This is a genomic window from Sphingobium sp. EM0848 (genome assembly GCF_013375555.1).
In the GTDB taxonomy this organism is placed as follows: Bacteria; Pseudomonadota; Alphaproteobacteria; order Sphingomonadales; family Sphingomonadaceae; genus Sphingobium.
Window position 1 is genome coordinate 220,032 of record NZ_JABXWB010000001.1, and the last position, 20,349, is coordinate 240,380.

General features: G+C 65.2%; 23 protein-coding genes and 1 tRNA gene. 4 read left to right on the plus strand and 20 right to left on the minus strand.

Annotated features, from left to right (window positions below):
* Positions 1–23: 23 nt before the first annotated feature.
* From HUK73_RS01020 to rplU, 6 genes are all read right to left on the minus strand, one after another.
* A complete protein-coding gene (locus HUK73_RS01020) occupies positions 24–941 on the minus strand; it encodes an NAD(P)-dependent oxidoreductase (protein ID WP_176590239.1) in 918 nt (305 codons plus the stop codon).
* Positions 942–944: 3 nt separating this feature from the next.
* Positions 945–2,075 carry a glutamate 5-kinase gene (gene proB / locus HUK73_RS01025; RefSeq protein WP_176590240.1) on the minus strand — a complete coding sequence of 377 codons (1,131 nt, stop codon included), beginning with the start codon at positions 2,073–2,075 and terminating at the stop codon, positions 945–947.
* 73 nt (positions 2,076–2,148) lie between these two features.
* The gene (obgE, locus tag HUK73_RS01030) at positions 2,149–3,243 is read right to left on the minus strand and encodes a GTPase ObgE (protein WP_176590241.1); all 1,095 of its coding nucleotides are present in this window, start codon (positions 3,241–3,243) and stop codon (positions 2,149–2,151) included.
* 129 nt (positions 3,244–3,372) lie between these two features.
* On the minus strand, positions 3,373–3,963 hold the full coding sequence (locus HUK73_RS01035) for a GNAT family N-acetyltransferase (protein ID WP_176590242.1): 591 nt from the start codon (positions 3,961–3,963) through the stop codon (positions 3,373–3,375).
* 275 nt (positions 3,964–4,238) lie between these two features.
* On the minus strand, positions 4,239–4,508 hold the full coding sequence (gene rpmA / locus HUK73_RS01040) for a 50S ribosomal protein L27 (RefSeq protein ID WP_007683600.1): 270 nt from the start codon (positions 4,506–4,508) through the stop codon (positions 4,239–4,241).
* Positions 4,509–4,537: 29 nt separating this feature from the next.
* The gene (gene rplU / locus HUK73_RS01045; protein ID WP_013848855.1) at positions 4,538–4,834 is read right to left on the minus strand and encodes a 50S ribosomal protein L21; all 297 of its coding nucleotides are present in this window, start codon (positions 4,832–4,834) and stop codon (positions 4,538–4,540) included.
* A 188-nt stretch (positions 4,835–5,022) separates the two neighbouring features.
* On the opposite strand from rplU, the gene HUK73_RS01050 reads away from it, so the two are divergent.
* The 3 genes from HUK73_RS01050 to ybaL are packed head-to-tail and all read left to right on the plus strand — an operon-like array spanning position 5,023 to position 7,293.
* Positions 5,023–5,424: a hypothetical protein gene (locus tag HUK73_RS01050; protein ID WP_176590243.1), complete on the plus strand. Its 402-nt coding sequence runs from the start codon at positions 5,023–5,025 to the stop codon at positions 5,422–5,424.
* Positions 5,425–5,480: 56 nt separating this feature from the next.
* Positions 5,481–5,621: a hypothetical protein gene (locus tag HUK73_RS01055; RefSeq protein WP_176590244.1), complete on the plus strand. Its 141-nt coding sequence runs from the start codon at positions 5,481–5,483 to the stop codon at positions 5,619–5,621.
* A gap of 49 nt (positions 5,622–5,670) precedes the next feature.
* The gene (gene ybaL / locus HUK73_RS01060; protein WP_176590245.1) at positions 5,671–7,293 is read left to right on the plus strand and encodes a YbaL family putative K(+) efflux transporter; all 1,623 of its coding nucleotides are present in this window, start codon (positions 5,671–5,673) and stop codon (positions 7,291–7,293) included.
* A 43-nt stretch (positions 7,294–7,336) separates the two neighbouring features.
* On the opposite strand, the gene HUK73_RS01065 is transcribed toward ybaL, so the two are convergent.
* From HUK73_RS01065 to HUK73_RS01115, 11 genes are all read right to left on the minus strand, one after another.
* Entirely contained in the window at positions 7,337–9,082 is a 1,746-nt protein-coding gene (locus HUK73_RS01065) for a DEAD/DEAH box helicase (protein WP_176590246.1), read from the minus strand.
* A gap of 316 nt (positions 9,083–9,398) precedes the next feature.
* Positions 9,399–10,097 carry a 50S ribosomal protein L1 gene (gene rplA / locus HUK73_RS01070; RefSeq protein WP_176590247.1) on the minus strand — a complete coding sequence of 233 codons (699 nt, stop codon included), beginning with the start codon at positions 10,095–10,097 and terminating at the stop codon, positions 9,399–9,401.
* 4 nt (positions 10,098–10,101) lie between these two features.
* The gene (gene rplK / locus HUK73_RS01075) at positions 10,102–10,533 is read right to left on the minus strand and encodes a 50S ribosomal protein L11 (RefSeq protein WP_176590248.1); all 432 of its coding nucleotides are present in this window, start codon (positions 10,531–10,533) and stop codon (positions 10,102–10,104) included.
* Positions 10,534–10,652: 119 nt separating this feature from the next.
* Complete coding sequence (gene nusG / locus HUK73_RS01080) at positions 10,653–11,189, minus strand: transcription termination/antitermination protein NusG (protein ID WP_176590249.1); 537 nt, start codon at positions 11,187–11,189, stop codon at positions 10,653–10,655.
* Between the two features lie 61 nt (positions 11,190–11,250).
* Positions 11,251–11,457 carry a preprotein translocase subunit SecE gene (secE, locus tag HUK73_RS01085; RefSeq protein ID WP_176590250.1) on the minus strand — a complete coding sequence of 69 codons (207 nt, stop codon included), beginning with the start codon at positions 11,455–11,457 and terminating at the stop codon, positions 11,251–11,253.
* A gap of 168 nt (positions 11,458–11,625) precedes the next feature.
* Positions 11,626–11,701, minus strand: a tRNA-Trp gene (locus HUK73_RS01090).
* Between the two features lie 55 nt (positions 11,702–11,756).
* Positions 11,757–12,980: a dihydroorotase family protein gene (locus HUK73_RS01095; protein WP_176592749.1), complete on the minus strand. Its 1,224-nt coding sequence runs from the start codon at positions 12,978–12,980 to the stop codon at positions 11,757–11,759.
* Positions 12,981–13,012: 32 nt separating this feature from the next.
* On the minus strand, positions 13,013–14,008 hold the full coding sequence (locus HUK73_RS01100) for an aspartate carbamoyltransferase catalytic subunit (protein ID WP_176590251.1): 996 nt from the start codon (positions 14,006–14,008) through the stop codon (positions 13,013–13,015).
* A gap of 62 nt (positions 14,009–14,070) precedes the next feature.
* A complete protein-coding gene (locus HUK73_RS01105) occupies positions 14,071–15,696 on the minus strand; it encodes an NAD(P)/FAD-dependent oxidoreductase (RefSeq protein WP_176590252.1) in 1,626 nt (541 codons plus the stop codon).
* Between the two features lie 173 nt (positions 15,697–15,869).
* Positions 15,870–16,379 (minus strand): phosphoribosyltransferase, encoded by a 510-nt coding sequence (locus tag HUK73_RS01110; RefSeq protein ID WP_176590253.1) that lies wholly within the window; start codon positions 16,377–16,379, stop codon positions 15,870–15,872.
* Between the two features lie 4 nt (positions 16,380–16,383).
* Positions 16,384–17,373 carry a bile acid:sodium symporter family protein gene (locus HUK73_RS01115; RefSeq protein WP_176590254.1) on the minus strand — a complete coding sequence of 330 codons (990 nt, stop codon included), beginning with the start codon at positions 17,371–17,373 and terminating at the stop codon, positions 16,384–16,386.
* Positions 17,374–17,483: 110 nt separating this feature from the next.
* Here HUK73_RS01115 and HUK73_RS01120 point away from each other — a divergent pair, with 110 nt between their 5' ends.
* Entirely contained in the window at positions 17,484–18,239 is a 756-nt protein-coding gene (locus HUK73_RS01120) for an enoyl-CoA hydratase (RefSeq protein ID WP_176590255.1), read from the plus strand.
* 124 nt (positions 18,240–18,363) lie between these two features.
* Here the strand turns inward: HUK73_RS01120 and HUK73_RS01125 are convergent, their stop codons facing one another.
* From HUK73_RS01125 to HUK73_RS01135, 3 genes are all read right to left on the minus strand, one after another.
* Positions 18,364–19,254 carry a DMT family transporter gene (locus HUK73_RS01125; protein ID WP_176590256.1) on the minus strand — a complete coding sequence of 297 codons (891 nt, stop codon included), beginning with the start codon at positions 19,252–19,254 and terminating at the stop codon, positions 18,364–18,366.
* 74 nt (positions 19,255–19,328) lie between these two features.
* Positions 19,329–19,643 (minus strand): hypothetical protein, encoded by a 315-nt coding sequence (locus tag HUK73_RS01130; protein ID WP_176590257.1) that lies wholly within the window; start codon positions 19,641–19,643, stop codon positions 19,329–19,331.
* Positions 19,644–19,714: 71 nt separating this feature from the next.
* The gene (locus tag HUK73_RS01135) at positions 19,715–20,236 is read right to left on the minus strand and encodes a MarR family winged helix-turn-helix transcriptional regulator (RefSeq protein ID WP_176590258.1); all 522 of its coding nucleotides are present in this window, start codon (positions 20,234–20,236) and stop codon (positions 19,715–19,717) included.
* Positions 20,237–20,349 lie beyond the last annotated feature (113 nt).

Below are 20,349 nucleotides of genomic sequence, written 5' to 3' on the forward strand. Positions count from 1 at the left end.
TAAACCCTGACGTTCAGCCGGCCCTACAGCCAGCCCTTCGCCCGATAGGCCTCGACCGTCGCCTTCAGCCCTTCCTCGGTCGGCACCTTCGGCACCCACAGCTTCTTGGGCGGTTGCTTGCGCTTCTGCACCACCCAGTCGGGGTGGCAGAAATAGCTCACCCGGTCGAGCGTCAGCTTGGCATTCCGGCCGCGTACCATCCGGTCCAGCCGCGCGCCAATGCCCAGCATCCATTCCGGCGTCGAGAAGGTCCGCACCGGGCGCCCGACCGCACGGCCGATGGCATGGGCGAACTCCAGATGATCCCAGCCGCCCGGCGTGCCGTCGTCCACTTCATAGACGTGGGTCAGGCTCTTCATGTCCTTCTCCACCGCCAGCGTCAGGAACAGCCGCGCCAGATCGCTCACCTCGATCACTGACAGCCGGCCGCCCGGCGGCATCAGCATGATCCCGCGCCGGGCCATGCGGAACAGCTCCAGCATTTCGCGGTCGCCCGGCCCATAAATGGCGGGCGGGCGCACGATGGTCCAATCCAGCCCGCTCGCCTTCACCTGCCGTTCGGCCAGTTCCTTCGACCAGCCATAGTCCGACAGTTCCGGCTCCCGCGCAGAGAGCGACGACACATGGATCAGCCGTTTGACGCCGCGCTGCCGCATGGCGTCGACCACCGCCATGGTGCCGCGCGCATTGCCGGTTTCGAACCCCTCGCGGTCCGACGCGTTCACCACGCCCGCAATATGGATCACCACATCGGCATCGCGCACCAGCGTGTTGAGCGCTGCCCGGTCCTCCAGCGCGCCCGGCACCCATTTGAGGTGCGCGCGCGGGGGCTGTGCGCGGCGGGTGATGGCGGTGACATGATGTCCCGCCGCCAAAACCTGATTCAGCGTTTCGGCGCCGACGAAACCTGTCGCGCCCGTCATCGCAATGCGTAGAGACATGGATCAGACCATCGCCATATGATCGCGGTGGACCAGTACGGAACGGGGCAGGTGGCCCAGCAGCGCGGCGATATCCTCGCTGCGCTTGCCCGCGATCCGGACGGCTTCCTCGCTGTCATATTCGATCAGGCCGCGCGCGATCACCCGCCCGTCCTCGGCCAATATGTCGACCACATCGCCGCGCGCGAAAATCCCTTCCACGCGCGCCACGCCCGCGGGAAGCAGGCTGTTGCCGCGCCCCAGCGCCGCCTCCGCGCCCGCATCGACCATCACGCGCCCGCGCACCGTCAGGCGCCCGGCCAGCCACCCCTTGCGCGCGCCCTTGGCCTGCGCCGCGAGGAAGATCGACCCTTTCCCGCCATTGCTCCAGTGCGACAGCGGCGAATCCACCTTGCCGGAAATGATCGCCAGATGCGCACCCGCGCCGGTCGCAATGCGCGCCGCCTCAATCTTGGAAGTCATGCCGCCCGACCCCATGCCGGAAGCCGAACCGCTGTCCGCCATCCCGGCGATGCGCGCGTCGATGCGCTCGATTGTCTCAATCAGCATGGCGTTCGCATCGACATGCGGATTGGCGGTGTAAAGCCCGTCGACGTCCGAAAGCAGCACAACTGCGTCAGCCCGTGCTGCCTGTCCGATGCGCGCCGCGAGCCGGTCATTGTCGCCGAAGCGGATCTCCGCCGTCGCCACGCTGTCATTCTCATTGACCACTGGCACGACGTCCAGCGCCATCAGCCGCTCCAGCGTGGCCGAAGCGTTCAGATAGCGTCGCCGGTTCTCCAGATCGTCCAGCGTGACGAGCATCTGTGCGGCGGTGATGTCCTTTTCGTGCAGCAGGCTTGCCCAGCATTGCGACAGCGCGATCTGGCCGGTCGCCGCCGCCGCCTGCGCGTCTTCCAGACTGCCGCGCCCGCCCTTGGGCAGCTTCAGACGCCGCGCCCCCAGAGCGATGGCGCCGGAGGACACGATGATGATCTGCTGCCCCGCCGCCTTGCGCGCCGCGACATCGGCGACCAGCGTGCGCAGCCACGCCTCGCGCACCTGCCCCTGCGAATCGACCAGCAGCGCGGACCCGATCTTGATGACCAGACGGCGGATTTGAGAGGGCGGGAAACCGGAGAGGGTAGCGGTCATTTGCGTTTTCCTCCCCTCCCTTTGAAGGAGGGGGTGGGGGAGAGTGCGAGGGAGGCGAGTCTGGGATGCCGGGTCAGATCGGCGACCACGGCGCGTCGCCTTCCTCACCGGCTTCACCATCCTCATCGACGCCGGGCTGGTCCAGCAGGGGCAGCACTGCGTCCATCAGGGCCGGCACGCCTTCCCCGGTCGCGCCGGAGATGATGAACACATCCTCCACCCCGGCCTGATCCCGAAGCTGTTCGGCAATGTCCTCCATCAACTCCTGCCCCAGCAGGTCGCCCTTGTTGAGCGCGACGATCTGCGGCTTCTCGTCCAGCCCGCCGCCATAGGCTTCCAGTTCATCCTGCACGATGCGGAACTGTTCGACCGGATCGTCGCCGGCCGCGTCGATCAGATGCAGCAGCACCCGGCAGCGCTCGATATGGCCCAGGAAGCGATCGCCAATGCCCGCACCCTCGGCCGCGCCCTCGATCAGCCCCGGAATGTCCGCCAGAACGAACTCCCGGTCGCGGTGCAGCACCACGCCCAGCTGCGGCTTGGTCGTGGTGAAGGCATAGGCGCCGACCTTCGCCTTGGTATTGGTGACCTGATTGATGAAGGTCGACTTGCCCGCATTGGGCATGCCCACCAGCCCGACATCGGCCAGCAGCTTGAGCCGCAGCCACACCCACATCTCCTGTCCCGGCCAGCCCGTGCCATGCTGGCGCGGGGCGCGGTTGGTGCTGGTCTTGTAGGACAGGTTGCCGCGCCCGCCGTCACCGCCGCGCAGCAGCACGATGCGTTGCCCGACCTCGGTGAAGTCGGCCAGCAGTTCCTGTTCGAACTCCATGGTGCCGTCCTCGTCCTCCGTGCCCTCAATGGGCGTGGGATCGGACAGGATCTGCGTGCCCACCGGCACCTTGACGACGAGGTCCTCGCCGCCCGCGCCATAGCGGTTCTTGCCCGCGCCGGGCAGGCCGCGCTGCGCCTTGAAATGCTGCGTGTAGCGGAAGTCGATCAGGGTGTTCAGCCCTGCGACCGCTTCGAAGATGATATCGCCGCCCTTGCCGCCATTGCCGCCGTCCGGCCCGCCATATTCGATATATTTTTCGCGCCGGAAACTGACCGCGCCGGGACCGCCCCAGCCGGACTTGATGTAAATCTTCGCTTGATCGAGAAAGTGCATCGCGCGCCCATAGCCGCTTATGCGACAAAGTTAAACCACGCGTGCCGCAAAAGCGGCTGCTTTTCCCACGGCAATTTCAACGCGGCCGCCAACAGCCTGCCGATCTGCGAATCGTCCGGCGCTACGGCATCAGGCCGCGAGCGCCGGAAGCGAATCCCGGTAAAGGTCGATCGATGAATCCGCCACCATGCGGGCGGCCCGGCCTTCGGCGAGCGCGCCTTCTTCAAAGACCAGACAATCCGCAGCAGCGCCCCGACCCAGGCTGAAGCGCCTTTCGACCCGTCCGCTGTAGCGGAAACCGATCTTGCGCAGGACGTTGCCCGATGCCGGATTGTCGGCGAAATGGGTCGCCTGGATGCCGCTGACCCCCAAAGCCCGCGCCATGTGCATGACGGCGCGCGCCGCTTCGGTTGCGAAACCCAGTCCCCAATAGGGGCGGGCGATCCAATAGCCCAGTTCGGGCGCCCCATCCTCCGCCAGGTGGATGCCGCAACCACCCACCAGACGCGGTGCGCCCTTGGTGCGGGTGAAGGCCAGCAGGCGCGGCAGGCGTGCTTCCTGGGGCAGCGCCAGAAAGGCTTCGGCATCGGCCTGCCCGTAGGCGGCGGGCACGCGGGTCAGATTGCGCAGGACCGACGGATCGCCGATCGCTTCGGCCAGCGCGGGCGCATCTTCCATCCAGCCGGGCCGCAGCAGCAGGCGAGGGGTACGGGCGAACATTCAAACATCTCCTGATTTCCGGCGCGCCAATGGCCGCAAAAAGTTACGGCTTGACGACGCTTGGCTCTGGCTGAGGCCCCGCCGTTTCGACGTGCGAGGGAGGCGGGGGTTCCGGAGCCTTGAGGGAAAGTGAGGGGAGACGCCGACGAACGGAAAAAGGGGCGCTCCCAGATGGGGCGCCCCTTGTTTCCCTCGAACGCTGGCGGAGTGACTAAAAGTCGTTCCGCCAGGAGGATCGCCCCGATTGCGAGGGACGATCCGTCATCGATCGTCCGTTATTCGGCTGCTTCGGCCATGGCGTCGACCGACACATATTTGCGGCCGAGCTTGCCGGTGTGGAATACCACACGGCCTTCACCCAGCGCGAACAGCGTGTGGTCCTTGCCCATGCCGACATTACGGCCCGGATAGACGCGCGTGCCGCGCTGGCGAATGATGATGTTGCCGCCGATCACTTCCTGACCGCCGAACTTCTTCACGCCAAGGCGCTTCGATTCCGAATCGCGACCGTTACGCGACGAACCGCCAGCTTTCTTATGTGCCATGACTCAAACTCCTCGAACTATGCTGCGGCTCAGGCGATCGACACGATCTTGAGGATCGTGTGATTCTGGCGGTGGCCGTTGCGACGACGGTAGTTGTGCCGGCGGCGCTTCTTGAAAACGATGACCTTCTCGCCCTTCGCTTGCGCGATGATTTCAGCGGCAACGGTCAGCTTGGCTGCGTCCTTCACGTCGCTGCCTTCGCCGGCGAACAGGACGTCATCCAGAGTCACCTTGTCACCAGCCTCACCGGCCAGCTTCTCGACGACGATCTTGTCTCCGGCGGCGACGCGATACTGCTTGCCGCCCGTGCGCACGATTGCGAACATGGCTCTTCTCTTCTCGTTCAAATCTGCTTTACGCAGATCGACGAGGACATGAAGCCCTTCCGACCCGCGCGGGAATGTGGCCCGCTACTGGAATGACTCGCTTCTGTCAACCGGCAACGCCGGTATTGGGGGCTGGTTTTTGGCGATATCCGTCCCTATCTTGTTTCGCGGAAGGGATCGTATCACGCATGAGGCCAGCGCCATACAGGAATGAAGCCGGGCGGAGTCGCCTGTTCTTCATCCTGTCCCTGCGGCTGTCCCTTGCCGTGGCGCTGTTGAGCGCCCTGGCGCCTCTGGGGCCGCCGTCCAGCCGCTTCACCGGCTCCGCCTTCAATCCGGCGACCACCAGCGTGGTGCTGAAAGCGCGCGCCCAGGCGAAGCCGGCTGTCGTGCGCGTGACGGAACCGGATGGCGATGGGCGCGCGTCCGTGCTGGTGTCCGTCCCGGTCTGGCTCATGGCTCTGGCGGCGCTGATGCAGGGCGTTGCGCTGTTCGGCTCCTCCGGTCGATTCTCTCGGTCCTTCCCGTCCTTTCCGGCGGTCCACCGTTTTTCCCGTCTGGGCGCCCGCGCGCCGCCCTCTCTTTCCTGACCTATCGCTTCAGGCGGGCCTTTTGCGGTCCGCCGTCAGGAAAAAAGGAGCCTGCCATGACCCGCGGAAGATCGCGATGCGGCAATCACGGTTCGTCCCGGCGCCGCCCGCCCCAGTGGTTCATGCCCGTCGTCATGGCGGCACTGGGCATTGCGGGCGCACTGCTGTCGGTGGCGATGCTCGCCATCGCCGAATAATGTATCACGTCGCCGCGCACTTCCACCGGCGGCCAGGGAAAAGCACTATATGCCCCATCACACGCCCCTGATCGGAACGATCGTAGCGGGCCTTGTCGTAGCCTTCATCATGGGGGCCATCGCCCATCGGCTGAGATTGTCGCCGCTGGTCGGCTATCTGGTCGCCGGTATCATCGTCGGGCCGTTCACGCCGGGAATCGTCGCCAATAGCGGGTTGGCCAATGAACTGGCGGAAATCGGCGTCATATTGCTGATGTTCGGCGTCGGGCTGCATTTCTCGCTGCGTGACCTGCTCTCGGTCAGGAATATCGCGGTGCCGGGCGCCATCGGCCAGATCGCGGTCGCCACGCTGATGGGCATGGGACTTGCGCATTTTATGGGCTGGCCGCTGATGGGCGGTCTCGTCTTCGGCCTTGCGCTCTCGGTCGCGAGCACGGTCGTCCTGCTGCGCGCGCTGCAAGGCGCCGATCTGGTGGAAACGCGTCGGGGCCGCATCGCGGTCGGCTGGCTGATCGTCGAGGATCTGATGATGGTCCTGGCGCTGGTGCTGCTTCCCGCGCTGGCGGGCGTCATGAACAATACCGACGCGTCGGGCGGGGCAGGGGCCTTGCTCGCGCCGCTGTTCGGCACTTTGCTCAAGGTTGCGGGCTTCGTTGCGTTGATGCTGGTCGTCGGCCGCCGCGTCATCCCCTGGGCGCTGCACTGGGTCGTCCAGAGCGGCTCACGCGAATTGTTCCGCCTTGCCGTTCTCGCCATCGCATTGGGCGTCGCCTTCGGTGCGGCCGTCGCTTTTGACGTCTCCTTCGCGCTGGGAGCCTTCTTCGCGGGCATGATATTGGGCGAAACCCCGCTCAGCCGCCGCGCGACCGAAGAAACGCTGCCCTTGCGGGACGCATTTGCGGTGCTCTTCTTCGTGTCGGTCGGCATGTTGTTCAACCCGTCGGTGCTGGTCGAACAGCCGCTCCCGCTGCTGGCTACCGTGGCGATCATCATCGTCGGCAAGTCCATCGCCGCCTTCGCCATCGTGCGCGCCTTCGGCCATCCCGGCGACACCGCGCTCACCATCGCGGCGAGTCTGGCGCAGATCGGGGAATTTTCCTTCATTCTCGCCTCTTTGGGGACGGGCCTGGGCGTTCTGCCCGCTGAAGCGCGGGACCTGATCCTGGCGGGCGCGATCGTCTCCATCCTGCTCAACCCGCTGATCTTTTCGGCCGTCGTGCGCGGCCACAAGCCGGAAGAAGAGGAAAAAGCGCCGGAAAAGCCCCTTATGGGCCATGTTATCCTGGTGGGCTATGGACGCGTCGGTAAGTTGATCGCCACCCGTCTGGCCGAGCGCAACGTCCATTTCGTGCTGATGGAGGGCGATGCCGACCGCGCCGAGGAAGCGGAGGAGGCCGGCTTCTCGGTCGTGCGCGGCAGCGCGCTGGAGGACCGCCATCTGCTCGCCGCCGGGATAAACGAGGCCCGCCGCCTGCTGATCGCAGTGCCGGAGGGGTTTGAAGGGGGCGCGATCCACGACCATGCGCGTCGCCTCAACCCCGATCTCCAGGTCATCGCGCGGGCGCATTCGGATGCCGAGGTCGCGCATCTGGAGGGGTTGGGCGTGCCGCATGTCGTCATGGGCGAACGTGAATTGGCGGCCAGGATGCTGGCGCTCTGCGGCGCGGCGTAAAAGTGAAAGGGGCCGCCCCATTGTGAGGAGCGGCCCTTTCCTGTCAGCGCGGCTTGCGCGGCCCGCCCCGCTTGGGGCCGCCCTTGAAAGGACGCGGGCTGTGCGCAGGCGGGCGCGGGCCGCGCTCGCCATTGGGACGGCCCTTGCCGCGCGGACCTTCGCGCCGGTTTTCGCGGGCGGCCTCGCGGGGTGTGCCTTCAACCTGCTCGAAGGCGACCTCCGCGCCTTCGTCGCTCGCCTCCCCGGTGCGCTTCACCGCGCCGATAAAGTGTGAGGCAATGGCGCTTGGAATCTCGAACAGCGTCTCATTGGCGGCAATGCGAATCGCGCCGATGTCCTGCCGCGACACATGGCCCCGGCGGCAGATCAGCGGCAGGATCCAGCGCGGATCGGCATTTTGCCGCCGCCCGATATCCATGCGGAACCAGACCGTGTCTTCGAACCCCGGACGCGGTCCGTCGCGGCGCTGCGGCGCCTCGCTGGCGTCCAGCAACTCTTCCGGCGCGGGGAGGGCGGCGCGGGCGCTCTTCACCAGCATAGCCGCGATTTCCTTGGCGGACTTCTGCTCCAGCAACTCGGCGCCCAGCGCCCAGTCCTGCTCGTCCAGTTCGGCCCGCTCCATCAGCTTTTCGCGCAGGCGGGCATTATCCTGCTCCTGAATCGCTTCCTTGCTCGGCGGGGTGCCCCATTCGACCGGGATCTTCGCGCCGCGCAGCATGGATTCGACCCGGCGGCGGCGCGGATAGGGGACGATCAGCACGGCCGTGCCCTTCTTGCCCGCGCGCCCGGTGCGGCCGGAACGGTGCTGCATCGTCTCCGCATCGCGCGGAATTTCGACGTGGACGACGAGGGAAAGGTTGGGAAGATCGATACCGCGCGCGGCCACGTCGGTCGCCACGCAGACCCGCGCCCGACGGTCGCGCAGCGCCTGAAGCGCATGGTTGCGCTCATTCTGGCTGTGTTCGCCCGACAGCGCCACCGCCGCAAAGCCGCGCTCGGTAAGGCTGGAATGCAGATGGCGCACATTGTCGCGGGTCGCGCAGAACAGGATCGCGGTTTCCGCCTCATGATAGCGCAGCAGGTTCACCACGGCATTTTCGATGTCGGCGGGGGCGACCGTCACGGCCTGATAGCTGATGTCGCCATGGCCGCGCTCGTCGCTGACCGTGGAGATGCGCAGCGCATCCTTCTGATAGCGCTTCGCCATCGCCACGATGGGTTTGGGCATGGTGGCGGAGAAGAGCAGAGTCCGGCGCTCTTCGGGCGCGCCATCGAGAATCTCCTCCAGATCCTCGCGGAAGCCCATGTCGAGCATTTCGTCGGCTTCGTCGAGCACCACGGTCTTGAGGCCCGACAGGTCCAGCGCGCCCCGCTCCAGATGGTCGCGCAGACGGCCCGGCGTGCCGACGACGATATGCGCGCCATGGCTGAGCGCCCGGCGTTCCTTGGCGGCGTCCATGCCGCCCACGCAGGTCGCAATACGCGCACGGGCCTCGCCATAGAGCCATTCCAGCTCGCGGCTGACCTGCAGCGCCAGTTCGCGCGTCGGCGCGATGGCAAGGGCGAGGGGCCGGCCCGCGACGGGGAGGCGGCTCTGCTCGCCCAGCAGTTCGCCCGCCATGGCCAGGCCGAAAGCGACGGTCTTGCCCGATCCGGTCTGCGCCGAGACGATCAGGTCGCGCCCTTCGGCTTCGGCCTGGGTGACTTCGGCCTGCACCGGGGTCAGATTTTCATAGCCCTTCCGCGTCAGCGCGTCGGAGAGGAGGGGAGGGAGATGTTCAAAACTCATTCTTTATATCCGTCGGAGTGCGACCCGCCTCTGCCGACGGTATCTTCTTCTGTGTCGGGCCAAGTTCCCAACGTCCCATCCGGGCAGCGTTCCATCCCCTCATCCGTTCGGGCCGGGCTTCATGAAGCCCCGCTCTTTCTTATGAAGTAGCAGAAGGTGGAACGACCCTCGGCCTTGGCAAGCAAGGCGATCTTGGCACCCTCGAACAGGAGGGCGAAATCGAAAGGCCCTATATCACAGGGCTTCCTGAAAAAGAAGAAAGCCTCCTTCCCCGCATGGAGGAAGGAGGCTCCCCTTAACATTTCAATCCGTCAGATCAGACCGAAGCGACTTCCGCCACGTCGACCTTCACGCCCGGACCCATCGAGGACGACAGGGCGATCTTGCGGACATACTTGCCCTTCGAACCCGACGGCTTCGCCTTGACGATCGCGTCGACGAACGCGTCGAAATTCTTGCGCAGGTCTTCGGCCGAGAAGCTCGCCTTGCCGAGGCCAGCGTGGATGATGCCGGCCTTTTCAACACGGAATTCGATCTGACCGCCCTTGGCAGCCTTGACCGCTTCAGCGACGTTCGGGGTGACGGTGCCCAGCTTCGGGTTCGGCATCAGGCCCTTGGGACCCAGAACCTTACCCAGACGGCCGACCAGACCCATCATGTCGGGGGTCGCGATCACGCGCTGGAAATCGATGTTACCGGCCTGGATCGATTCCAGCAGGTCTTCGGCACCCACCACGTCGGCGCCAGCGGCGGTCGCGGCATCAGCCTTGTCGCCACGGGCGAACACGGCGACGCGGACGTCCTTGCCGGTGCCGGCGGGCAGGGTGACGACGCCACGGACCATCTGGTCGGCGTGACGCGGGTCGACGCCCAAGTTGATCGCGATTTCGACGCTTTCGTCGAACTTGGCGGTCGCGTGGGTCTTGATCAGGCCCAGCGCTTCGTCAACGCCGTGCAGCTTTTCCTTGTCCACGGCAGCGGCCAGGGCCTTCGCCTTCTTCGTCAGCTTTGCCATGCTCTTAGCCCTCCACCACGTCGAGGCCCATCGCGCGAGCGGAGCCTTCGATGATCTTCGTTGCCGCGTCGATGTCGTTCGCGTTCAGGTCGGCCATCTTGGCCTGCGCGATTTCGGCGAGCTGCGAGCGGGTGATCTTGCCGGCGACGACCTTGCCCGGCTCCTTGGAGCCCGACTTCAGGTTGACGGCCTTCTTGATCAGGTAGGTGGCGGGCGGCTGCTTCGTGACGAAGCTGAACGAACGGTCCGCATAGACGGTGATGATGGTCGGCAGCGGGGTGCCCTTTTCCATCTTTTCCGTCGAGGCGTTGAACGCCTTGCAGAATTCCATGATGTTCACACCGCGCTGACCCAGCGCCGGACCGATCGGCGGCGAGGGGTTGGCGGCTCCAGCGGGCACCTGGAGCTTGATATAGCCCGTAATCTTCTTGGCCATTTTCACTCACTCTGTTGCTGGGAGAAGGGCAAGCCCGCCTCCCGGTTCAAGTTTAGCGGTCTTGACGGATCACCGGAGCGACCCTCCCGCAGCTATTCCGGGCCAATGCCCGAAAATCCTTACTTCGAAAGCTCGACCTGCTCGAAGTCCAGCTCGACCGGCGTGGCGCGGCCGAAGATCGACACGGACACCTTGACGCGGTTCTTTTCGAAATCCAGCTCCTCGACGGTGCCGTTGAAGCTCGCGAAGGGACCGTCCAGCACCTTGACGCTGTCGCCGATTTCGTAATCGACATTGACCTTGTGCTTCGGCGCCGCTTCTGCCGCCTTCTGCGCGCCGAAATAGCGCGCCGCCTCGGCTTCGCTGATCGCCTGCGGCTTGCCGCTCGATCCCAGGAAGCCCGTCACCTTCGGCGTGTTCTTGACGAGGTGATAGATGTCGTCGTTCATCGCCAGCTTGGCGAGGACGTAGCCGGGCATGAACTTGCGCTCGACCTGGACCTTCTTGCCGCGCTTCACCTCGGTCACGGTCTCGGTGGGGACTTCCACCTGCTCGACCAGCTGGGAGAGGCCCATGCGCTCGGCTTCGGACAGGATCGATTCCTTGACCTTGTTCTCGAAGCCCGAATAGGCGTGGATGATGTACCAGCGCGCCATGTTACCGTCTCAAACTCCCGATCTTAGCGATTTACTTGAAAATCGCGGCAATCAATAAAATTCAGGCCTGACCAGCGGCGAATGCCAGCAGCCACTGAACGATCGCGCCGAAGAAGGTGTCGATGCCGAAGAAGAACAGGCCCAGCAGCGAGGTCATGATGACCACCATCACGCCCGTCATGATCGTTTCGCGGCCGGTGGGCCATACGATCTTGTTGGCTTCGGTCCGCACCTGATTGACGAATTCGCTTGGAGAAACCTTCGCCATCGCCTGTCTCAAACCCTTCGAACAAACACCAAAGCGCGAAGCAACAGTCCGCCCTCCCGATCCCGCCTGTATCGGCGTCCGGGGGTGCGGCCGCGCTCCGCGACCCATTCTTCGTCTGCGCACTTAGCCGCGAAACCTTGGTTTTACAAGGTTTCGCGGCTTAATGCTTGGCAGGAGTGGAGGGACTCGAACCCCCGGCATTCGGTTTTGGAGACCGACGCTCTACCAGCTGAGCTACACTCCTGTGCCGGCGAAGGAGGGCGCTTTAACGTGGCCCGCCGGGTAGGGCAAGGGGGAAATCAGAGGAAAGTGCCGCCCTTCATGATCTTGCGTGCGCGGCCCTGCACCGGCACGCGATTGAAGGGCGTATTTCCGGCCTGTGCGGCCATTTTCGTCGAATCGACGATCCAGGGTGTGTCGGGATCGATGAAGATCAGGTCCGCCGCGCTGCCCGGCGCGAAGCTGCCCGCGTTGACGCCGAGAATCTTCGCCGGATTGGCGCTCAGCAGGGTCATCAACCGATTAATGCTAAGATGCCCTTCCCGGACCAGATTGAGCGAGAGCGCGAGCAGCGTTTCCGCGCCCGCCATGCCGGGAGCCGCGTCGGCGAAGGGGAGGCGCTTGTCCTCCGGCCCGCGCGGATCGTGGCTGGAGGTGATGACATCGACCGTGCCGTCCGCGACCGCCGCGATCGATGCCTTGCGGTCATCCTCCGATCGCAGCGGCGGCGACAGGCGCGCAAAGGTGCGGAAATCCGTCACGGCGTTATCGGACAGGAACAGATAGGCGGGGCTGATCCCGCACGTCACCTTCAGCCCTTCTGCCTTGGCGGCGCGGATCAGGTCGAAGCCCGCCCTGGTCGTCACCAGCCGGAAGTGGATGGCGGCGCCTGTCACGCGGGCGAGCATGATGTCGCGGGCAATCGCCATCGCCTCGGCGCAGGCAGGGGCGTGGGGCAGGCCCAGGCGCGTCGCCGTCTCACCGCTGGTCGCGACGGCCTTGGCCGCAAGACCGCCATCCTCGGCATGGGTGATGACGGTCAGTCCCAGCCCGGAAGCATAGGACAGCACCCGCATCATCACGCCCGAATCGGCGATCCACTGGCGCCCGGTGCCTACGGCCTTGGCGCCTGCCGCCTGCATCATGCCGATTTCGGCCAGTTCGGAGCCCTTCAGGCCCCGCGTGGCAGCAGCAATCGGATGCACCCAGAAATCCGGCTTCCCCGCCCGCGTCGCCTGCCGGATGAGGCCCGCATCGTCCAAGGGGGAGGACTGGTCCGGCATCAGCGCCGCCCGCGTGATCCCGCCGAAATGGAAGGCTGGCTTGTCCGTTGCGAACACGCCCAGATCGATGAGGCCCGGCGCGACCACCAGTCCGGCTGCGTCGATCTTTTCCGCATCGGCTGGCACGGCGACATTGCCTGCTGCGACGATCCGGTCGCCTTCGATCAGGATGACGCCCTTGCTGACATCCTCACCCGCCGGATCGGCCAGCTTCCCGTTGATGATGGCAAGCTTGTTCATGGCCAGCGAGTCCTTGTTGTTGGTCGGGATGCTCAAGACCATCCCTCCACACCACGCGCGCCTCGGGTGAGCACGTCCAGACAGGCCATGCGAATGGCGACCCCCATTTCCACCTGCTCGGTAATGGCGGAGCGCTCCGGATGGTCCGCCACCACGCTTGAAATCTCGACGCCCCGGTTCATCGGGCCGGGGTGCATCACCAGCGCATCGGGCTTGGCGATGGCGAGCCGCTCCGGCGTCAGCCCGTAGAGCATGTGATATTCCCTCGGGGAGGGGATGAAGGCCCCGTCCATCCGCTCATTCTGAAGGCGCAGCATCATCACGACGTCGGCGTCCTCCAGTCCCTGATCCATCCGGTGATAGGGCGTCGCGCCCAGCATCTCGACCTCCGGCGGCATCAGCGTCGGCGGCGCGACAGCGCGGACCTGCGCGCCCAGTGCGGCAAGGCACAGCATGTTCGACCGCGCCACCCGGCTATGCAGCACATCGCCGCAGATCGCGACGATCAGCCCCTCGAACCCACCCTTGCGCCGCCGGATGGTGAGCGCGTCCAGCAGGGCCTGCGTGGGATGCTGGTGCCAGCCATCGCCCGCGTTCAGCACCGGGCAATCCACCTTGTCCGCGATCAGCGCGACGGCGCCCGAACTGGCATGGCGGATGACGATCACATCGGCGGCCATGGCATTCAGCGTCATGGCCGTGTCGATCAGCGTCTCGCCCTTCTTCACGCTGGACTGGCCTGCGTGCATGTTGACGACGTCCGCGCCCAGCCGCTTGCCCGCAATCTCGAAGGAGAGCAGCGTGCGCGTCGAATTTTCGAAAAAGGCGTTGATCTGGGTCATGCCGGCAAGGCGGTCGTCATGCTTGCGCGCGCCATTCCGGTTGCTCTTCGCCCAATGCTCGGCCTCATCGAGCAGGAAGCGGATTTCCCAGGGCTTGAGGTCGGCGATGGACAGCAGATGCCGATGCGGGAACAGCGCCCGGCCTTTGAGGTCAGGCGAGGCGGGAGGAACGATGATATCGGGCATGAGCCGACCCTTTAGGCGAGCGCAAGGGGGAGGGCAAGGCGCGGCGTCGATGGACGGGTGGTTTACCCCCGCCCGAACCACCGCCCCAGCAGCGTGCCGTCCTTCATCACTTCGCGCGCCGCATTATGCCCCGGCGCGCCGGTCACGCCGCCGCCCGGATGGGTTCCCGCGCCGCACATATAAAGCCCCTTCAAGGGCCCGCGATAGGCGCCGTGCCCCAGCACCGGCCGCGCCGCCCAAAGCTGGTCCAGCGTCATATTGCCATGCATGATGTCGCCGCCCACCAGCCCGAATTTCCGTTCCAGATCGAGCGGCGAGAGGATGTCCCGCGCGATCACCGACCGGGCAAAGCCGGGCGCATAAGCATCCACCGTCGCAATGATATGATCCGCCGCCGCCTCGCGCTCCTCATCCCAGCTTCGGGGCGTACCGTCTTTTCTGGGGGGCAGTTCCGGCGCGAATTGCTGGCAGAACAGGCTCGCCACATGGCATCCTTCCGGCGCCAGGCTGTCATCCACGGTTGAGGGGATCAGCATCTCGACGATCGGTTCCTTCGACCAGCCGTCGCGCTTCGCATCGGTAAAGGCGCGGTCCATATAATCCAGCGTCGGCGCGATGATGATCCCGGACTGATGATGCTCGCCCGTGCCGGGCAGGCAGGCAAAGGCTGGCAGCGCCGACAGCGCCACATTCATGCGGAAGGTGCCTGACCCCGCCTTGAACCCTCGGATGCGTTTCAGGAAATCCGGCGGCAGGTCGCCGGGGGCCATCAGTCGCTCATAGAGCAGCTTCGGTCCGACATTGGCGATGACGGCTTTGCCGATCACCTCCTCGCCGCTTTCCAGCCGCACCCCGACAGCCCGCTCGCCATCGACCAGCACGGACGCGACCGGCGCCTCCAGACTGATTTCCACGCCCAGCGCCTGCACGACCCGCGCCATGATCTGGGTGATCGTCCCCATGCCGCCGACGCTATGGCCCCAGCAGCCCTTTTTCCCGTTCACCTCGCCAAAGACATGGTGCAGCAGCACATAGGCGCTGCCCGGCGTGTCGGGCGAGGCATAGTTGCCGACCACCGCGTCAAAGCCGAAAGCCGCCTTCACCGCCTCGCTCTCGAACCAGCCGTCGAGGAAGGCGCGCGCCGATTTGGTGAACAGCGCCAGCACGTCGCGCTGCTGCTCGAGCGTCAGCCCACCGAGCCGCCGGCCCTGGCCGAGCGCGCTCACGATCATCGACAGGCCGTCGCCCGCATTGGGCGGCGCCTTCAGCGTCATGTCGCGCAGCACGTCGGCCACAACCTCCAGCGCGTCATAATAAGCGGGGAGGGCGGCGGCGTCCTTTGCGCTGAACCGGGCGAACTCGGCCTGCGTCCGCTCGACCCCGCCGCCGAGTTTGAGGTAGCGCCCATCGGGTTGCGGCAGGAAATTGCTGATCGGCCGCTCCAGCACGCGATAGCCATGATCGGCCAGCGCCATGTCGCGGATCACCTTGGGATGGAGCAGGCTGACGGTATAGCTCGCCACCGAATTGCGGAAGCCGGGATGGAACTCCTCGGTGACGGCGGCCCCGCCGACGATGGCGCGGCGTTCGAGGATACGCACCCGATAGCCCGCCCGGGCGAGATAGAAGGCGCAGACGAGGCCATTATGCCCGCCCCCGATGATGACGGCATCATAATGCCGCGTCATGGTGCCCGGCTCCGCCCCGCGTCGGGATGATGTTCCAGATCGATGCTGTCCGTTGTCAAGCGCCCCGCCCCACGCTGTCGAAGTTATACGTTCGTACAACAAAGCCGAAGGCGCGACAATGCGGACGGCTCCATAGAATTTCTGTTCGCCGCCTTATTCCTGGTTTGACGGTTTTATTGCGTTCGTTCGGGCACGGCGCTCCAGTCGGCCACCATGCTCTCGCGGCTGGCCACCGCTTCCCAGGGGAAGACGAACCAATCCTTGGTCACGGCGCGATCAATCGTCTCCGCCCGGTAATCGACCTTCGCCGCCGATCGGATATTGTCCATCAGCACTGCGAAGCGCGCCGCTTCCGCTCCCTGCATGGCGTCGCGCACGGCATTGATGGTCCGCCCGCTGTCGTTGATATCGTCTATGAACAGCAGCTTCTCGCCCGCCGCCGCGCGGACCGCCAGCTTCGCCAGCAATGCCTCCCCGAAATCGGGCAGCTTGGCCGACATGTCGACCGACAGCATTGGAAGGTCCGTCGCATGGCTGAGATAGGTGGCGGGGACCAGTCCCCCGCGCCCGATGCCGACCAGATAATCCGGCCGCCATCCCGACGCCTTCAAGGCTGCCGACAGAGCATCGATCTGGCGAAGGAAGCTGTCCATCGTCACCGGCGTGAAGATTGGCTGGTTCATGATCTTATTCCGCCGCCGCCAGCCGGGTTTGCTCTTCGGCCCGTGCGCCATAGCGCCGCGCGAGTATTGCGCAGGCCATCAACTGGATCTGATGGAACAGCATGATCGGCAACAGGATCGGCCCGACCGCGCTGGCGGGGAACAGCACGCCCGCTATCGGCACGCCCGACGCCAGGCTCTTCTTCGACCCGCAAAATTGCAGCACGATCGCATCCTCCCGCGCAAAGCCGAGCAGGCGGCCGAGCATGGATGTGAACAGCAGCACCACAATCAGGATCGCGATGCTCAGGACGGCGAGCAGCAGCAGTTCGTCCCGCGATACCTTGTGCCACAGTCCTTCGACCACCGCCGCGCTGAAGGCGGCATAGACCACCAGCAGGATTGACCCCCGGTCCACCCGCGCGACCAATGCCCTGCGCCGGGCGACGAAGCCCCCGATCAACGGCCGCGCCAGATGGCCGACGACGAAGGGCAGCAGCAGTTGCAGCACGATATCCCTGACTGACGAGAGCGAGATCAGGTCGCCTGTTCCGCTCCTTTCCATCAGCAACGCCACCAGCAGCGGTGTCAGCACGATGCCCAGCAGGTTGGAAAAGGATGCGCTCACCACGGCGGCGGCCACATTGCCCCGCGCGATGGCGGTGAAGGCGATCGATGACTGCACGGTGGAGGGCAGCAGCGTCAGGAACAACAGTCCCGCCCGCATGGATGGCGGGATCGCCGTCACCTGTTGCGTCAACAGGCCGATCAGCGGAAAGGCGATGAAGGTCGTTCCCAACGTCGCCAGATGCAGCTTCCACGCCTTGGCCCCGTTCCAGATCGCCTCGCGCGACAGTTTGGCGCCGTGCAGGAAGAACAGCAGCACGATACCCGCATCGGCGGCGGCCCCGGCAATGGACGCCCCTTGTCCCCGCGCGGGCAGGAAGGACGCCAGCGCCACCGTGCAGATCAGCAACAGCAGAAACGGGTCGAAAAGGTCGCGGAAGCGGTTCATCCCGTCGCCTTTAAGGAGTATGGTCGGAAAAGGATAGACGCGCCGCCGGCGATCCGCCAACAGCATTGAGCAGTAAATTTGGGCACCGTGCAGTAAAGGAGAGACTTGCCGTGAGCGAAGGGATCGCCATTGTCGAAAATCAGGGCGTCATCGAAATCCATATCGACCGTCCTGACAAGAAGAATGCGCTGACCGCCGCCATGTACCGCACCATGACCGCCGCGCTGGCCGATGCGTCGGCGCGGGCCGACATCGGTGTCGTCCTCTTCGCCGGCAAGGGCGATGCCTTTTGCGCGGGCAACGACCTGAAAGACTTCATGGCCGGGCCGGAGGGCGGAGAGGCCGCGTTTGACTTCATTCGCGCCATTGCCGCTTTCGACAAGCCGGTGGTCGCCGCCGTTCAGGGGTTGGCCGTGGGCGTCGGCACGACCATGCTGTTCCATTGCGATCTGGTATATGCGACGTCCGACGCGCGCTTCATAACGCCCTTCGTGAATCTCGGCATCGTGCCGGAGGCGGGAGCCAGCCTGCTCGCGCCCGCGACGTTCGGCTATGCCAAGGCGGCCTCGATGCTGCTGCTGGGTGAGCCGATGGATGCGCAGACGGCGGACCGCGCCGGTTTCGTCACGGCCATCGTTCCGGTTGACGGCTTGCTCGACCATGCCCGGCAGAAAGCGGCCGCGTTGATGGCGAAGCCGCCTCAGGCCCTCGCCGCGACACGCCGGTTGATGAAGGGTGATCTCGCCACGCTCAACCAGCGGATTGAGGAAGAAGCGCGGCTGTTCCGGGAAACGCTGGCCTCTCCTGAGGCGCAGGAGGCGTTCGCGGCTTTCTTCGAAAAGCGGCCGCCTGTCTTCCGCCGCTAGAGCGCGCTGCGTTAAATCGTACGCAGGAAGCACGCTCTAAGTTTTTGTTGTCGCATCGTTTGAAGCGGAAAACCCGAGCTCGGAGTCACGTGCCTCCGGCTCGCCCACTTTTCCGCACGATGCTCTAATCTTTACCGAATCGAATCTCGCTGACGATCATGGCGGCGACCACCAGCGCGCCGCCCAACAGGGCGGTGGCCGGCAGGCGGTCGCCGGCGATCCAGCCGATCAGTCCCGCCCACACTGGCTCGCCGGTATAGATCAGCGTCGCGCGGGTCGCGGACACGCTCTGCTGCGCCCAGTTCATCACCAACTGGATGACCGCGCTCATCAGCCCCAGCCCGCAGGCGGACAGGATGACGACCCATGAAAAGGGCGGCACGGCCTCGCCCGCTGGACCCATGCTGGCAAAGGCCAGGATCGACGCGGTCATGAGCTGGATCAGCGTCACCCGCGCGACATTCACCCGGCCCGCCCACAGGCTGATGAAGATGATTTCCAGGGCGATGGGAAGGGTGCTGATCAACGTCAACGCCTCTCCCTTGCCGAGCGAAAGCCCTTCCTGGGGCGCCGCGATCAGCAGCAGTCCGACAAAGGCCAGCGCCACGCCCACCCAACTCGCCAGCCGCGGCGGTCGCCGCAGGATCAACCACTGGAATATGGGCACGAGCGGCACATAGGCGGCCGTGATGAAGGCGGACGTGCTGCTGGGGATGCTCCTGAGTCCCCAGGTTTGGAGCGAATAGCTCGCGAAAATGCCAAGGCCGATCATCCCGCCCGCCAGCCATTCGCGCGCCGTCACCCCGCGCAGCGCCGGCAGGGCCAAAGGCAAGGCTATCAGCGCGGCTGTCCCGAATCGCAGGCCGACGAAGAAAAGCGGCCCGCTGTGCCGCATCGCCTGATGCACGATCAGGAAAGTGCCGCCCCATAGCAGCGTTGCACCGATCAGCGCGAGTTCCGGGCGGCCGATCATCAGCCGGGAATGGAAGGGGTCGGGGGAAGCGGCGCCATGCATGGCACAAGCTGGTGCGGCCGATAGGCGCGGAGGTCAAGCGCCGCCCCGGCGGAAAGGAGGGGCGGCGCTGCCCGTCAATCCTTCTTCATGTCATTGCCCGCGCGTTCCATCGCCGCGCCAACATTATGCTTGGCCTCATCCGCCTTGCGCTTGGCGTCTCGGGAGGCATTGTCGATCGCCGTGCCCATCCGGTTGGCGCTCTCGTCGATTGCATTGCCCGCCTGGTTAAGGCCCTTGTCGATTTTCGCGCCCGCCTTGTCGATGGCGTTGCCCATATCGTTGCTCATGGCCGATCCGGCATTTTCCAGATTGTCGGAGGCCTTTTTCGAACAGGCCGACGCGCCCAGCACGATCAGCACCGACAGGGCGGCCAGAAATGATTTGCGCATGTTAAGTCCTCATTGCCGTCAATGGACCGGTAATAACCGTTGCAGAGGCGAAAAGGTTGCGCCGGGCGTCGTCAGCGGCTGCGCAATCCGAAGACCATCGATCGATCCTCATCGGGAATCAGCCCTTCCAGCACGCGCCAGAAGCCGGTGACGGACCCTTGCCCCGCCTGTACATAGGCGGCGGCCATCTTCTCCCGCAGCGCGCGGAACAGCTCGGCCTCCAGCGCCTTTCCGCTGGGGCTGAGGCGCAGCAATTTCTGCCGCCGGTCGTTCGCGCCCTGCCGGGTTTCGATATAATCTTTCTCGATCAGATCGTTGAGGACACGCCCCAGCGATTGCTTGGTGATCGCCAGCAGCCGCAGCAGGTCCTTGACGGTCAGATCGGGCTGGCGCGAAATGAAATAGAGCGCCCGGTGATGCGCCCGGCCCAGCCCCTGCGCCGCCAGCCCCTCGTCGATGGAACGGGTAAGCGCTGAATAGCCGAAATAAAGCATCTCGATCCCCCGGCGAATCTCGTCCTCGCGCAGGAACAGCGGCGAAGCGGGCGCGATCTGGGAGGGTGATGCGGCCGGTGAAGAGCTTGGGACGGACATGCCGGCTTGTTCCAATATGAGGGGCGGACGGGTGAGCATATTGGCGTCTCAGGAAAATAATGACTAGGCTTTCCTTTCGCGCAGGAGCCGCTATATGGCGGTCCGCGCCGGCG